The sequence below is a fragment of the 'Chrysanthemum coronarium' phytoplasma genome (assembly GCF_000744065.1).
Classification (GTDB): domain Bacteria; phylum Bacillota_I; class Bacilli_A; order Acholeplasmatales; family Acholeplasmataceae; genus Phytoplasma; species Phytoplasma asteris.
On the sequence record NZ_BBIY01000004.1, the window covers coordinates 1 to 14,124 of the forward strand.

Genomic DNA, 14,124 nt, shown 5'->3' on the forward strand with positions numbered 1-14,124 from the left:
GTAAATTAGTTGAGTCGCGTTTTGTTTTGGGTAATTTTTCAGCTATTCAAATACCATTCATAACCTTTAAGGGTTATTTTAAAGGGGACAGAACTGCTGTTAGTTGATTGCCTTGTAATTTTAAAGGAGTCTCAATTTGAGATAGGTTTTTCAAATCTTGCATAACTTGTTTAAAAACTGTTTCTCCTAATTGAAAATTATTAATCATACGACCACGAAAACGCATACTAACTTTTACTTTATCGCCTTGTTTTAAAAATTTTTGAGCTTGTTTAATTTTAGTATTTAGATCATTTTTATCAATGGTAGGATTGAGGCGAATTTCTTTTAAAACAATAATTTGGGTTTTCTTTTTGGCTTCACGAAGTTTTTTTTGTTGGTTATAACGATGTTTTTGATAATTCATTAGTCTCGCTACCATCGGTGAGGCATCTGCGTTTACCACTACAATATCAATTTCTTTTTGTTCTGATAATTTTAAAGCTTCTTTTTGGTCAAAAACACCTAATTGTTCGCCTTTTTCATCAATAATGAGGTATTTTCCTTGTGGGATATTTTCATTATATAAATCGGAATTAGAACTTTTTTTAAATTTGTTGATTTTAATATTTAAAACCTCCTTTAGGTTTGGGGTTATTTTGTAAAAATGAAATGAAATGACATAACATGAAAATGAAACAAGGAAAAAAGAGAAAATAAAATAAAAAAAGAGAAACGCCCAATGAACATTTCTCTTCTCTAAAATAACTAACACTAAATGTTTTTTGCATTTTTTTTACAAAAAAATTAAATGTTTATGTGCCATTTGCCTAAAAACTAATTGTTAATCAGGCGAGAGAAAACTCTTCTTTTCACGTTAATATCACAAGATTATTACAAAATCTTTGATAATTTTTATAATTGTATTTTGAATATTATAAAATAAAACAATAACAATACCGTCCTAATTATATAATAAAAAGTGCGGTTTGTCAATAGTTTTTGGGGGATTTTGGCAATTAAGAGGTTATTTTTTTTGCAAAACTTGGTCTTTTAATAAAGAAACAAACTCATCAACTTTAATTGTGGTTTGTTGGTGAGAGCCATATTTTCTAAAAGTAATTAAATTGTTAGTCATTTCGTTGTCGCCAATTACAACTTGATAAGGAATTTTTAATTTTTGTGCTTCTCTAATTTTATAACCCAAAGTAGTATCTTTGGAATTAATTTCTACTCTGAAATTTTGTAATTGTAACATTTCTTTAATTTTTTGGCTAAATTCCAAATGTAGAGGAGCAGACACAGGAATTAAAAGCACTTGTACAGGAGCAAGCCATAAAGGAAAAACACCCTTTTTTTCTTCTACTAAATGCGCTAAAAATCTTTCCATAGTAGAAACAACTGCGCGGTGAATGACAACAGGACGATGGTGTTTGTTGTCTTCTCCAATAAAAGTAAGATCAAATTTTTGAGGGAGCAAAAAATCAAGTTGTACTGTTGATAATGTTTCTTCGTTGCCTAAGGCAGTAAACACTTGCACATCTAATTTAGGACCATAAAAGGCAGCTTCTCCGATGGATTCTTTAAAGGGTAGGCTCAATTCTTGAATAGTTTCTTTGAGGGTTTTTTCAGCGTGATGCCACATTTGATCGTCATTAAAATATTTTTCTGTGTCATTAGGGTCACGATAACTTAGGCGCAACTCATAATTTTTAATATTAAAATCACGATAAACTTCTAAAATTAAATTAATAATTTTTTTCATTTCTTCTTTGATTTGGTCAGGACAGGCAAAAATATGAGCGTCATTAAGAGTCATTTCTCTTACTCTTTGTAAACCAGAAACAGCTCCTGATTTTTCAAACCGATGCATCATTCCTAATTCAGCAATACGCAAAGGCAATTCCTTATAACTATGAGGAGTTTTTTTATAAATCATCATGTGATGGGGGCAATTCATTGGTCTTAAAACTAGTTTTTCACCATTTTCCAAAGTCATGATGGGAAACATATTAGAAGCATAATGGTCCAAATGTCCAGAAATACGGTAAAGTTCAGTATTTGCCATAATGGGCGTATAGACATGATGATAATCATAACTTAATTCTTTGTCAACAATATATCTTTCAACGATGCGCCTTACAGTAGCTCCTTTAGGAAGCCAAAAGGGAAGTCCCAAACCAACTTCTTTATTAAACATGAATAAATCTAGTTCTTTGTTAAGTTTTTTGTGGTCGCGCTCTTTTCTTTCTTCCAAAAGTTGCAAGTGGTCCGCAAGCGCTTGTTTTTTGAAAAAAGAAGTACCATAGATTCGAGTCAAAGTTTTGTTTTTGGAATCTCCTTGAAAATAAGCTCCTGATATTTTTAAAAGTTTAAAATGTTTAATAAGGCTTGTTTTGGTTACATGACCGCCGCGGCAAAGATCAAAAAATTCTCCTTGACGATAAATACTGATAGTCTGGTCGCGAAATTTTTCCAGCAAAAATTGTTTATAAGGGTTGCAAGCAAATAATTTTTGGGCTTGTTCGAAAGAAACTTCTTCTCTTGTAATGGGATGGTTTTCCAAAGAAATTTGATGCATTACTTTTTCAATGGCAAGAAAACCTTTTTCCGAAATGGTGTGATTTTGAAAATCAATATCATAATAAAATCCTTCTTTAATGGCAGGTCCTACTGTAAAAAGGGCACCTGGATAAAGTCTTGCAACGGCTTGCGCCATAAGGTGAGCGGTGCTGTGATTAAGAACTTCCAAAGATTTAGGATCAGATTCGGTTAAAATTTCTAAATTGCCGTTTTCTTTCAAAGGAAAATCAAGTTCGATTGGTTGGTTGTTGAAAAGGGCTGCAACTGGTTTTTTGAAATGTGTAGATAAGTGTTTTTTCCAAATTGCCAAAGGAGTTATACCTGAAATAAATTCTTGTGTTTGGTTGTCAAAAAAGCTGATTTTAATCATAAAAACCCTTTCTTTTGTAGTTTTTAGTTTTTTGATCTTTTAAGAAATTGGGGAAAAACAAAGATAATGGAGGAGAAAAAATAATAAAGGGCAAAAAATTTTATCTAAATAATAATGTGTGATATAATGTGTGTTTTATACTAAAAAATTAAATAACATATATCATAACTATAACACAAATCACAAGAAAAAAGGAGTCTTTTTTTAGTAATTAGTTGATTGGTGTTTATTATTTGGAATCTAAATTTTTAAGTGGTTTTGAAAAAGGGTGCAATTTCTTTTTTTATTGTAGCAACAAAAGGCAAAATTTCTTTTTCGGATGGCAAAAACATACTGCAAGCTCTTAGGTGGCCTTTACAACCATATTTTTGAACAATATGATATATTTGCGGTCCGTTAGAACAAATACGCACTTGAATTTTAGAATCAGGACGTTCAAAAAAAAGAGCATAAAAGGGAAAATTTTTAATATTAGATAAAATATTAATCGACAAAAAAACCTCTTCTAAAGTAATGTTGAATTGTTCAATGATTTGTTGATTCACATAAACATAGGAAAATCCGTCACAAGCAACAATATTTTGACATATATATCCTTGATATTTTAAAAAATTAAGTGTTACTTTATTGATATTTTGTTCCACCAAAGCAACATCAATACCATAATTAAGTAATTCTGAGGCAATTCTTAAAGTTTGGGCACTTACTCTATGATACCTAAAATTACCAGTATCTGTAATTAAACCAACATAAATAGCCAAAGCACCTTTAAAAGTTAGGTTTAAATTGAGTTTTTCTTTTAACAAGTAAATCATCTCGGAGCACGAACCAAAAGAATCATCAACCCATTGATAATTACCATAATTTTCGATTAAAATATGATGATCAATTCGAATAACGACTTTTCCCAATTTAAATCTTTGGTCACTGATGGCTTGAGTAGTACCGCAGTCAACCACAATTACTAAAGCATTTTGGTAAGTTTCATCTGGTATTTCATCCATTTGACCCAAAAAAGTTAAATGGTTTTTGGTTTGCCCCACCACATAAACATTTTTATGAGGAAAGGTATTTTGAATCATATTTTTTAAACCTAGTTGAGAACCATAACAATCACCATCAGGATTTTTATGTCCGTGAATAATGATATTGTCAAAGGCTTTAATTTGGGTTTCAATAAATTTCATATTTGTTCCTTTCTTTGTATTTGTTAAAATATTAGTTTAGTTAAAATGATGTTGGTTGGGGGTTTTTTCTTGATATTTTCTTATTTTTTGGGTTTCTTTTATTTTCCTAAACAAAATTTAGAAAACAATTCTTTAATTAAACTATTTTCTTGATTATCACCTATAATTTGTCCTAACGCTTGATAAGCTGTAGTAAGATCAATAGAATAAATATCGATTGGCATTGATTGCAAAAGGGCTTGTTGCAAATCTTGGAAAGATCGAAGAGCAATTTGGATTTGATTAATGTGTCTTGCATTAGAAAAATAATTAAAATCTTTGGGCTGGATATCATTTAATTGGAATTTTTTTAAAATTGTTTGTTGTAACTCTAAAAACCCTGTTTTATCCAAACTCGAAACTGAAATAATTTCTTGTGGGGTTAATTGGGAAGAGTTGTTGGAAAGAGAAGAAATTAATTTATCACTTTTCAAATCCGCTTTGTTTCCTATAATAATGCGCGGATGGTTTTTGGTTAATTGCAAAAGTTGGATATCTTCTTCTTGCAAATGATTGCTTTGATCTAAAACTAATAAAATTAATTCTGCTTGTAAAAGTATTTTTTCTGTTCTTAAAATTCCTATTTTTTCAATGGGATCATCAGTTTTACGAATGCCTGCAGTATCAATTAAATGAAGGGTGATACCTTGACAATTAAAATAAGCTTCAACAAAATCTCTGGTAGTGCCTGAAATATCAGAAACAATAGCTTTGGTTTCGTTTAAAAAAGCATTAAGAAGGCTTGATTTACCAACATTGGGACGTCCAACAATTAAAGTTTTTATTCCTTCTTTAAGATATCTATTTTTATGGGAGTGGTTCAAAATATTTTCTAATTGATTGATTAAACTTTTAACTTCCAAAGCAATTTTTTGTTGGGTGATTTGAGGAATGTCATCATATTCAGGATAATCAATATTAACTTCAATTTGAGCAATTAAATTAAGGATTTGGTCGCGCAAAGAAGTCACTAATTGAGAAGTGTATTTTTGCAAACCAGAATGAGCAATTTTAATGGCATTTTCATTAGTGGCATGAATTAGGTCCATAATGGATTCAGCTTGAATGAGGTCCATTTTTCCATTAAGATAAGCTCTTTGGCTAAATTCGCCTGGAAAAGCCAACCTAATATCTAATGACAAAACTCTTTCTAAAACCATTTGCGTAATTAAAATACCGCCATGAGCATTAATTTCTACAACATTTTCGCCAGTAAAAGAATTAGGAGTTTTAAAAACAGAAATCAAAACTTCATCCAAAATAGTTTTGTTTTTGTTGAGGATAAAACCGTGAGTAATGGTGTGTGTTTTGGTTTTGGTAAGGTCTTTGCCTTTAAAAATTTTATTTATTTCTGCAATAGAATTGTTGCCAGAAACCCTAATTATACTAACTCCTCCTGTTCCTAAAGGAGTTGAAATAGCAGCAATAGTATCAAAAAACATTTATTGGGGGCTCCTTTCTTTATGATTTTTGTAATCTTTTCATTTATTGAATGTTGTTTTAAATTGATATTTATCATTTATAATATGAAAATAATTTACAACCAAAAGGAAAAGGAAAAAGAATTATCAAAATAAAAGTTTTATTTGGTTAATTTTATTATTGGTTATTGGAGATTTTTTTATATGTGTATTTATTGAATTTATTAATTTTATTGTTAATTAATTTTTAATTAGTTTTGGATTTTTGTCTTGGGATTTGGTTTCAAAAACTTTAATTGAGTCTTTTATTTGAGCTATGAAAAAAGTCATTTCTTGATTGTTATTTAAAGTAGCACCACAAGCTCTAAGGTGACCTCCGCCTTTAAATTGTCTAGCAATGGAGTTAATTTCAGGACCACGAGAACGAATGCGAGCTCTAATTGTTAAATCTGGTTGTTCTAAGAAAAAAGCCCAAACTGGATGATTTTCTAAATGACCCAAAATATTAACAAAACTTGCAGCAACGTCAATATGTAAATTAAATTTTTTCAATGTTTCTTGAGAAATAAAAACGTAAGCAAATCCTTGGGAAGTAACTACATTTTGATAAATATAGGCTTTATATTGAAACAAAGTAAGAGTTTCTTTGTTAAGATGAAAAAAAATTTGTGATACATCAAGGTCAAAAGCAAGTAAGGAAGCAGCAGCTTTAAGAGTGTTTTGGTCAACTCTATCAAAACAAAAATTACCAGTATCAGTTACCATACCTACATACATAGCCAAAGCACCTTTATGAGTTAATTTCATATTGCATTTTTCTTTAAATTCAAAAATCATTTGAGAACAAGAAGAATAATTAGCATCTACCCATTGATAATTGCAGTAATTATCCATTAATAAATGATGATCAATTCTAATTGTATCTTTAGCTAATTTAAATCTTTGGTCACTAATTTTGTTTTCTTGACCGCAATCAACAACAATAGCAAGAGCGCTTTGGTACAAAGAATCACAAACTTCATCCATCACACCTACAAAAGATAAAGAATGATTTTGTTGTCCTACTGCATAGACTTTTTTTTGGGGAAAAGTTGCTGTAATTGCATCTTTTAAACCTAGTTGAGCGCCATAACAATCACCATCTGGATTGATGTGTCCGTGAATAATAATTGTTTCAAAAGCTTTAATTTTATTGTAAATAATTTTCATAATGTTCCTTTAATTTGTTAATTTTAATAAGTTTTTAGGAGTCTGCTTTTTGTTGGGCTTCATTAAATAATGTATCGATGTTTTTGTCTAAGTCTTTATCTAAAAAACAATCTATTACTAATTTTTCTACAACTATACGCGACATCTGGGATTTTCTAAAAGTGGGAGAAAAGAAATAAATGGGATTGCCTGTTTGAGATGATTCTTCATCTTCTTTTCTTTCACGTTTCATAAAGTCAAAAATATCTTTATTTATTTCTGGATTTTCAGAATTTTTGGAAGGATTTTCAGAATTTGTTTGTTCTGGTTGGACGCTTTTATCATAACAAGGACGAGTAGGAAATTGACTAAGTTTTTGGATTAATTTTTCGTTTGTTTCTTTAGAAGTTAAATGTTTTAAAAACAACCAAGAAGCAAGCACTTCATCTTTATCTTTTTTATAAAATAAATTAATATTAGAACCTTGTTGTAAAACTTTTCTTTTGCCTGACTCAGGACCTTGTTTTCCTTTTTTCCAATAAGGAACCGAAGTTATCCCTACTTTAAATGGAGCTTTGGAAACATATTCAAATCCATTAGAAGAAGAAATATCAATTAAAATTTTTTGATCCATAAATAAATGAGTAGTATAACTTTCACCAGATAATTTACGAGTAATTAAATATTTTTTATCATAAAATTTTTTAAAATCTTTAATCATTTTTTTAGCATCTGGATTATTAAAACGTACTCCTACTTCACGACTTGATGGATCTTTTTTAGTTGGTGAAGTTGTATATTCAATTCCTCTTTGTTCGGAAGATATAATAAATAAATTAGATTCAGAATCGTAAGAAATAGGGATTTTTTCAGAGTCAACCTGTTTAATTACTTTGCATAACTTTTTCATTTGTTCCCATGTAATACCATCTTTAAGTTTGCCTTCAAAATTAGAGTTATCATAATTGTCAAAACAAGATTTAAAATCGGAATCGATTCCGATTTTTTGTTTTTCAATTTTTCCTTTTAATTGTTTAAAATAATCTTGATTATAATACATCAATTCAATAGATTTAGAAAATGGCAAGGAATACCATTTCCCTGGTTCTTTTTCATCACCCAAAGGCAATTGAGCCTCATTTTCAAAACTAGAATAAAAATATGTTTTTTTTGTTTGGGGATCTGTTGTACAAGGGTCTAATTTGATTTTTTCATTGGTGTGATCTTTAAATCCATCAAGGGGAACTAATTTACCTGATTCATAATAATTTACTAAATGATCAGCATAAGAAACAATTAAATGAGGTTCGTTGTTGGCTGGAAGAGCTACATTAATGTTTTTTACAATCCCACTCCAACTAGGTTTATATTCTGTTTTTACTTTGATTTTGGGATATTTTTCTCTAAATTTTTCAATAATTTCTTCTAAAGCAGTTTTTGGTTTTCCTTTTTCTTTTTCAGGATCTAAACGATGCCAAAAAACAATTTCGATGGTTTTTTCTAGAAATTTTTCCCATGCTTCGCTATCTTTATATTTGGTAAGCATTTCATTTAATTCTTGTTCGTGGTTATTTCTTAAAGCATTAGAATCAATTTTAGGAAATAATACAATAAATGCTAAAATAACAAATAAGCAAATAAAAAAATGAATGATTTTTAATTTATCCTTTGATACCACTGTTTAATTTTCCTTCTAAAACATATCTTTTACAAAAAATGAACAACAAAACTAAAGGCAATGTCATCAAAACAGTAGCTGCCATTTGTTGATTGACTAAATGTTGGTTTTTTTCAGAGTCAAAAATATTTCTAATCACATTAGTAAGCAATTTTCCGCCTACAAGTTCAGGCCACAAATAAGCATTCCAAGCAGCAACTGCTCTAAAAATAATGATATTAATGATGTTATCTCTTAAAAGCGGAGTTAAAATTTTGTATAAAAACTTCCAATCACTACTACCATCAACTTTGGCAGATAAATAGAGTTCTTTGGGAATTTTTTTGATATTTTGAATTAATAAAAAAATATGAAATACATTGATTAGAAAGGGAAGAATCATTGCTAAATAAATGCCACTAAAAACACGCGTACCTTGACCAGAATCAACAAAACCTAGGCGCGCAACTGTTTGATAGTTAGTTAAAAACATACTTTCAGTAGTTATCATAGTGGTGATTAGAAAGACTCCTAATATAATTTTTTTAGTTCTAAATTCTAAAATACTAAGAGCAAAAGCAGTTATAACAGAGACAAAAATACCTAAAACAGTAGAGATAAAAACAACAGCAAGGGTTTTAAAAAAAGCCAAAAACAAGCTATAACGGGTAAATAGAAAAGAGAAGTTGTTCCACGTCAAATCTTTAGGAAAAAAACTAGGACAAGCAGGATTGTCTTGTAGAGCTAAATTTAGCATCCAATAAAAAGGGATAGCCAAAAAAAGAGCAAAAACAGACAAAAAAAAGTATTTGGTAAAAGTGGCACAAACTTTGGGTAAATGTTTTTTAAGTTTGGCAAAAATGAGTTTTGTTTTATTATTTGAATTTGACATAATTATCAAGGTTCGATCCTTATTTATTATTTATTTTATTCATTTAATTTCTTTTCAAAAAAGAAAAAATTAATGGTAGTAAAAATAATAGAAATTAAAAGCAAAATAACAGTGGCTGCAGCGCCTCTGGAATAAGAATCCATTAAAGTTCCTTCTAATTGTTGATAAATATAGCCTACCACAGTATTTACCTTGGTAATATCGGAATTACCAAAAACTCCAACAACAGATTCATATTCTTTAAAAACTTGAATTATTGCAATAATAAGTTGATAAAAAATAGTAGGAGCAAGTAGAGGAAGAGTAATTTTTCTAAAAATAGTTATTTTAGAAGCGCCGTCAATTCCGGCAGCATCGTAATAATCTTTACTAATGTTTTTTAATCCCACACTAAAAATTAAAATTTGGAAGGGAAGGGATTTCCACACTACATAAAAAATTAAAACAAACATTTTATACGAATAAGGAGCTGAAATGTTAATCCAATCTTGTTGGAACCCAAAAAAAGAATTAAAAAAACCTTCGGGGCGCGTTTGGATGCCAAAACTATTGTGATAAAAAAGGACTGCAAAAACCATTCCCATAATAACAGGATTTGTTAAATAAGGAAGGAAAAAAATGGTTTGAAAGATATTTTTTAAAAAACGATTATAAACACCGTTAAGTGCTAAGGCAATCATTAAAGACAAAAAAATAGAAATAGGAATAGAAACAAACACCAGTAAAAAAGTGTTAAAAAGAGCAGTTCTAAAATCAGGATCACAAAAAGTAGTAGTGTAATTGGAAAAATTAAACGAATAAGAAAATGTGTCTGCAAATTTATTATATCTACTATCCAAAGAAATAAAAAGTGTTTTTACCAAAGGATAAAAATTAAATAAAACCATAAGAATTAAGGCAGGCGCCAAATAATACCAATGATTATGTTTGGAATATTTAGTGGAATTGTGATGGAAAAGTTTTTTTAGCAATGACATTTAAAAAATCCTATTTTCGGTTTTTTTATCAAAAAGAAAACACTTATTTTCTTTAATTTGGAATCTAATTTTTTTCTTGGCAACAAATCCTTGGGGAAAAATAATATCTTTACTTTTTTCATCAAAGACAAGGTGGAAAGTTTTTTTAACAGCTTGCGGATGTCTTGCTAACATCATTAGGTTTCTTCCCACATTTTCTAAAAAGAGAGGTTCGATTTCAAAATTACCGTTTGTGTCAAACCAATAACCTTCGGGACGAATGGCTACATAGATTTCTTGATTTAGGTTTTTTAAAGTTTTGTTAGAAGAAAAATCAAAAAGAAGTGAATCTCCAATAGTTACTTTTCCAAAAGTAATTTTTCCTTCAAAAATAGAGATAAGCGGATTGCCTAAAAATTTGGCAACAAACAAGTTGTTAGGATTGGCATAAACTTCTTGAGGAGCGCCTTTTTGTTGGATTTGTCCTTTATTCATTAAGCAAATTTCATCACTAATAGACATTGCTTCTTCTTGGTCGTGTGTAACAAAAATAGCAGTGATTCCAGTTTTTCGTTGGATTCTTCTAATTTCTTCTCTAGTTTTGAGGCGTAACCCTGCATCTAAGTTGGATAAGGGCTCATCTAAAAGCAAAACTTGAGGTTCTTTTACTAAGGCTCTTGCAATTGCTACGCGTTGTTGTTGTCCGCCTGAAAGTTGCTGAGGTTTTTTGTCTAAATGATCGGCAATTCCCACTAACTTGGCAATTTCTTCTACTTTTTGCACAATAATGTCGCGCGCAAATTTTAGATTTTCCAGTGGAAAGGAAATATTTTGTCTAACTGTCATATGAGGATATAGAGCGTAATTTTGGAAAACTAAACCAATACCTCTTTTTTCAATAGGCAGGTTAGTGACATCTTTGTCTCCAAAAAATATTTTTCCAGCCGAAATAGGATGAAGCCCTGCAATCATGTAAAGAGTAGTCGATTTGCCACAACCCGAAGGACCTAAAAGACTTACCAATTTTCCTTTAGGAATGTTGATGTCAATTTTTTTTACAGCATAAGTTTCTTTTTTAGTTTGTTTATCGATGAAAATTTTAGAAACTTGTTCTAATTTTATACCCATTTTTTGTATTCCTTATTTTTATTTTTTTGGCTTTTAATTTTGTGTTTGTGTTTGTGATTTTGGTTTGGTTTGATTTGGTTTTGGTTTTATTATTTTGATTTTATTATTTTTAACTTTTTTTATTATTTTTAACTTTTTTTATTATTTTTGGTTTTTTGATTTTTGGTTTTTATCTTTTAGATGAATTTAATCATTTTTTAATTATTGGTGATTTTTTTATTTTTGGACTTTTGGTTGCTTTTTTGAATTTTATAAAATTTTATAAATGTTTAAAAAATATTGACAATTAATAGTTAAAAAAATATTAAATATGATTTTGCAATTTTTTTGTTTTTTAAAAATAAGTAAAAGCGAAATTCCCAACAAAAAATAAAAAAATGTTTTAGAAAAACATTTTAGAGTTAAAAAATATTTAAGAAAAGGTTAAAAAGTTTTAAAGTTCTTGTAAATTGATAAATAAAAAACGATACTATTAATTAAACTTAAAAAACTAAATTATGATAAGTTCTTGGAAAAGCAATTACATCACGAATATTATCTAATCCTGTTAAAAAAATTAGTAGTCTTTCAAATCCTAAGCCAAAACCTGAATGAATGCATCCCCCAAAACGGCGTAAATCTAAATACCATTCCAAATCTTTTTGAGGAATTTTCATTTGGTTCATTTTTTCAATTAAAACTGATAAATTTTCTTCTCTTTGCGATCCGCCAATTAATTCTCCGACACGAGGAACTAAAAGATCCATCGCAGCTACTGTTTTTTGATCGGGATTATTTTTCATATAAAAAGCTTTAATTTCTTTGGGCCAATCAACAATAAAAACTGGTTTTTTAAAATGTGTTTCGGTTAAATATTTTTCGTGTTCGGTTGCCAAATCAGCGCCATAAAAAAGGGGGTTTTCAAATTTGGTGTTGCTTTTTTGCAAAATTTCTAAAGCTTGTTCGTATTTTACTGTCAAAAATTCTTTTTCCTCAGAGATGTTTTTTAATTCTTCAATTAAACAGTTTTTTTCTGTCTTATCCAAAAATTCTATATCTTGATAATTTTGTTCTAAACATTTAGCAATAACAAATTGTAACATTTCTTGGGCGACTTTTAAATTTTGAGATAAATTGCAAAAAGCCATTTCAGGTTCTAACATCCAAAATTCAGCAGCATGTCTTGGAGTATTTGATTTTTCAGCTCTAAAAGTAGGACCAAAAGTATAGACTTTATTCAAACCCAAAGCCATCGCTTCTGCTTCTAGTTGACCTGTTGCTGTTAAAAAAACTTTTTTGCCAAAAAAATCTTTTTGATAATCAATTTCATTTTTGCTGATAGTCTCATCGGCAAGTTTGGAAGCGTTTGGAATGTTTTTTGTTTGTGGCAAAGCTTCTAAATTAAGGGTTGTAAGTTGAAATAATTCACCCGCGCCTTCTCCATCATTAGCAGTGATAATGGGGGTGTTGATGTGAAAAAAACCTTTTTTTTGAAAAAAACTGTGCAGGGCAAAAAAAGCGGTATTTCTAATGCGAAAAACTGCTCCAAAAAGTTTGGTGCGCACTCTTAGATGAGATATTTGTCTCAAAAAAGCCTTAGAATGTTTTTTGGGTTGAAGCGGATAAGAAAAATCACTTGCGCCTAAAAGAGAAACATTTTGGGCACTAATTTCAAAAGGCGTTTGGGGATTGTTGGTTGCTTTTAGAATGCCTTCCACTTGCAAAGAAGCCCCAATTTGCAACATTTCTTTTAATTTTTCTAAATTGATGTTATTTGGAGATTCGTTTTTGGTGTTGACTTTTTGGTTTTCATGAAATTCGGTAATTTCGGCGGCGGTTTCGATGTTTTTGGTTTTGGTTTCTTTACAAATTATTTGTAAATTTTCCAGAAAAGTACCATCATTTAAATCGATAAAAATTAATTTTTTTTGATAACGACAATTTCTAACCCAACCATTTAATACTATTTTTTTTTGATAAAATAACTCTGGTTTTTGGAAAATATCTTTGATAGAAATTTTCATTGTAATTTACTAATCCTTTGTTTTTATGTAATGTTGTAATATTTTGTTGTAAATAAAAAAGTGAAATGAAACGAATATGAATTAAAAAATGTAAATGGAAATAGAAAAAAAAGGGGGGATCAAAATAAGAAGAAAAAGAAATTTAAAGAAAAAGAATCGGAGGAAAAAATAATAGCGAAGCAAAAAAGAAAAAAAGAGAGGCAAAAAGTATTAGAATTAGTAATATGAAAAATAATTTTTTTGTTTATTTTTTTAATTAAAATAGCGGTATATAATAAAAACTTGAAAATTTTAAAAGTTTTAGGAAATTAATAGATCTTAATTAAAAAAGTAAAAAAAGATTATAAAAGTTGTCCAAAAAATAATAAAAATGTTTTAAAAAAGACACTCAAAATAAAAATAAACCAAAAAGAATTGAAAGAATTAAAAACAATTACAAATTTATTTTATCATTTTTAAGTTATATTTTGATATTTTTTTGAAAAAAAAGCAATAAATTAGAATAAAAAAACAATAACAAAGTAAAAATAAAATAAAAATAAAAGTTAGGAAAAAATAGGTTTAAATGTTCCTAAGTTTTAAAAAATGTTCCTAAGTTTTAAAAAAAATTAATTTTTAGTTTTAAAAAACTAACTTATAAAAAGATTAAAATAAAAGTTAATTTTTCCTAAAATTGTTCCTTCTTTTTTAAAAAGAAAGGTTTTTCAAAGTTAGGAAAAAG

General features: G+C 28.9%; 10 protein-coding genes. All 10 read right to left on the bottom strand.

Going from position 1 to position 14,124, the window contains the following annotated elements; all coding sequences use genetic code 11:
• Nucleotides 1-73 precede the first annotated feature (73 nt).
• The gene (infC, locus tag OYV_RS00250) at nucleotides 74-754 is read right to left on the bottom strand and encodes a translation initiation factor IF-3 (protein ID WP_236620232.1); all 681 of its coding nucleotides are present in this window, start codon (nucleotides 752-754) and stop codon (nucleotides 74-76) included.
• 252 nt (nucleotides 755-1,006) lie between these two features.
• Nucleotides 1,007-2,932: a threonine--tRNA ligase gene (gene thrS / locus OYV_RS00255; protein WP_042067572.1), complete on the bottom strand. Its 1,926-nt coding sequence runs from the start codon at nucleotides 2,930-2,932 to the stop codon at nucleotides 1,007-1,009.
• 248 nt (nucleotides 2,933-3,180) lie between these two features.
• Complete coding sequence (locus tag OYV_RS00260) at nucleotides 3,181-4,119, bottom strand: DHH family phosphoesterase (protein WP_042067574.1); 939 nt, start codon at nucleotides 4,117-4,119, stop codon at nucleotides 3,181-3,183.
• A 98-nt stretch (nucleotides 4,120-4,217) separates the two neighbouring features.
• Nucleotides 4,218-5,600: a tRNA uridine-5-carboxymethylaminomethyl(34) synthesis GTPase MnmE gene (gene mnmE / locus OYV_RS00265; protein ID WP_042067576.1), complete on the bottom strand. Its 1,383-nt coding sequence runs from the start codon at nucleotides 5,598-5,600 to the stop codon at nucleotides 4,218-4,220.
• Between the two features lie 219 nt (nucleotides 5,601-5,819).
• The gene (locus OYV_RS00270; protein ID WP_042067578.1) at nucleotides 5,820-6,788 is read right to left on the bottom strand and encodes a DHH family phosphoesterase; all 969 of its coding nucleotides are present in this window, start codon (nucleotides 6,786-6,788) and stop codon (nucleotides 5,820-5,822) included.
• 34 nt (nucleotides 6,789-6,822) lie between these two features.
• Nucleotides 6,823-8,445, bottom strand: a complete 1,623-nt coding sequence (locus OYV_RS00275; protein WP_042067579.1) for an extracellular solute-binding protein — start codon at nucleotides 8,443-8,445, stop codon at nucleotides 6,823-6,825.
• Entirely contained in the window at nucleotides 8,429-9,316 is an 888-nt protein-coding gene (locus tag OYV_RS00280) for a carbohydrate ABC transporter permease (RefSeq protein WP_042067581.1), read from the bottom strand. The genes OYV_RS00275 and OYV_RS00280 overlap by 17 nt, the downstream gene beginning before the upstream one ends.
• 35 nt (nucleotides 9,317-9,351) lie before the next feature.
• Nucleotides 9,352-10,293, bottom strand: coding sequence for a carbohydrate ABC transporter permease (locus OYV_RS00285; RefSeq protein ID WP_042067583.1), 942 nt, complete (start codon nucleotides 10,291-10,293; stop codon nucleotides 9,352-9,354).
• Entirely contained in the window at nucleotides 10,294-11,400 is a 1,107-nt protein-coding gene (locus OYV_RS00290) for an ABC transporter ATP-binding protein (protein ID WP_042067585.1), read from the bottom strand.
• A gap of 482 nt (nucleotides 11,401-11,882) precedes the next feature.
• A complete protein-coding gene (gene asnS, locus OYV_RS00295) occupies nucleotides 11,883-13,403 on the bottom strand; it encodes an asparagine--tRNA ligase (protein ID WP_011161096.1) in 1,521 nt (506 codons plus the stop codon).
• Nucleotides 13,404-14,124: the final 721 nt, after the last annotated feature.

Bases quoted from the DNA above. Each gene is read 5' to 3' on its own strand.
- OYV_RS00270 (WP_042067578.1), bottom strand. From the start codon at position 6,788: ATGAAAATTATTTACAATAAAATTAAAGCTTTTGAAACAATTATTATT.
- OYV_RS00285 (WP_042067583.1), bottom strand. From the start codon at position 10,293: ATGTCATTGCTAAAAAAACTTTTCCATCACAATTCCACTAAATATTCC.
- mnmE (WP_042067576.1), bottom strand. From the start codon at position 5,600: ATGTTTTTTGATACTATTGCTGCTATTTCAACTCCTTTAGGAACAGGA.
- OYV_RS00260 (WP_042067574.1), bottom strand. From the start codon at position 4,119: ATGAAATTTATTGAAACCCAAATTAAAGCCTTTGACAATATCATTATT.
- thrS (WP_042067572.1), bottom strand. From the start codon at position 2,932: ATGATTAAAATCAGCTTTTTTGACAACCAAACACAAGAATTTATTTCA.
- asnS (WP_011161096.1), bottom strand. From the start codon at position 13,403: ATGAAAATTTCTATCAAAGATATTTTCCAAAAACCAGAGTTATTTTAT.
- OYV_RS00290 (WP_042067585.1), bottom strand. From the start codon at position 11,400: ATGGGTATAAAATTAGAACAAGTTTCTAAAATTTTCATCGATAAACAA.
- OYV_RS00280 (WP_042067581.1), bottom strand. From the start codon at position 9,316: ATGTCAAATTCAAATAATAAAACAAAACTCATTTTTGCCAAACTTAAA.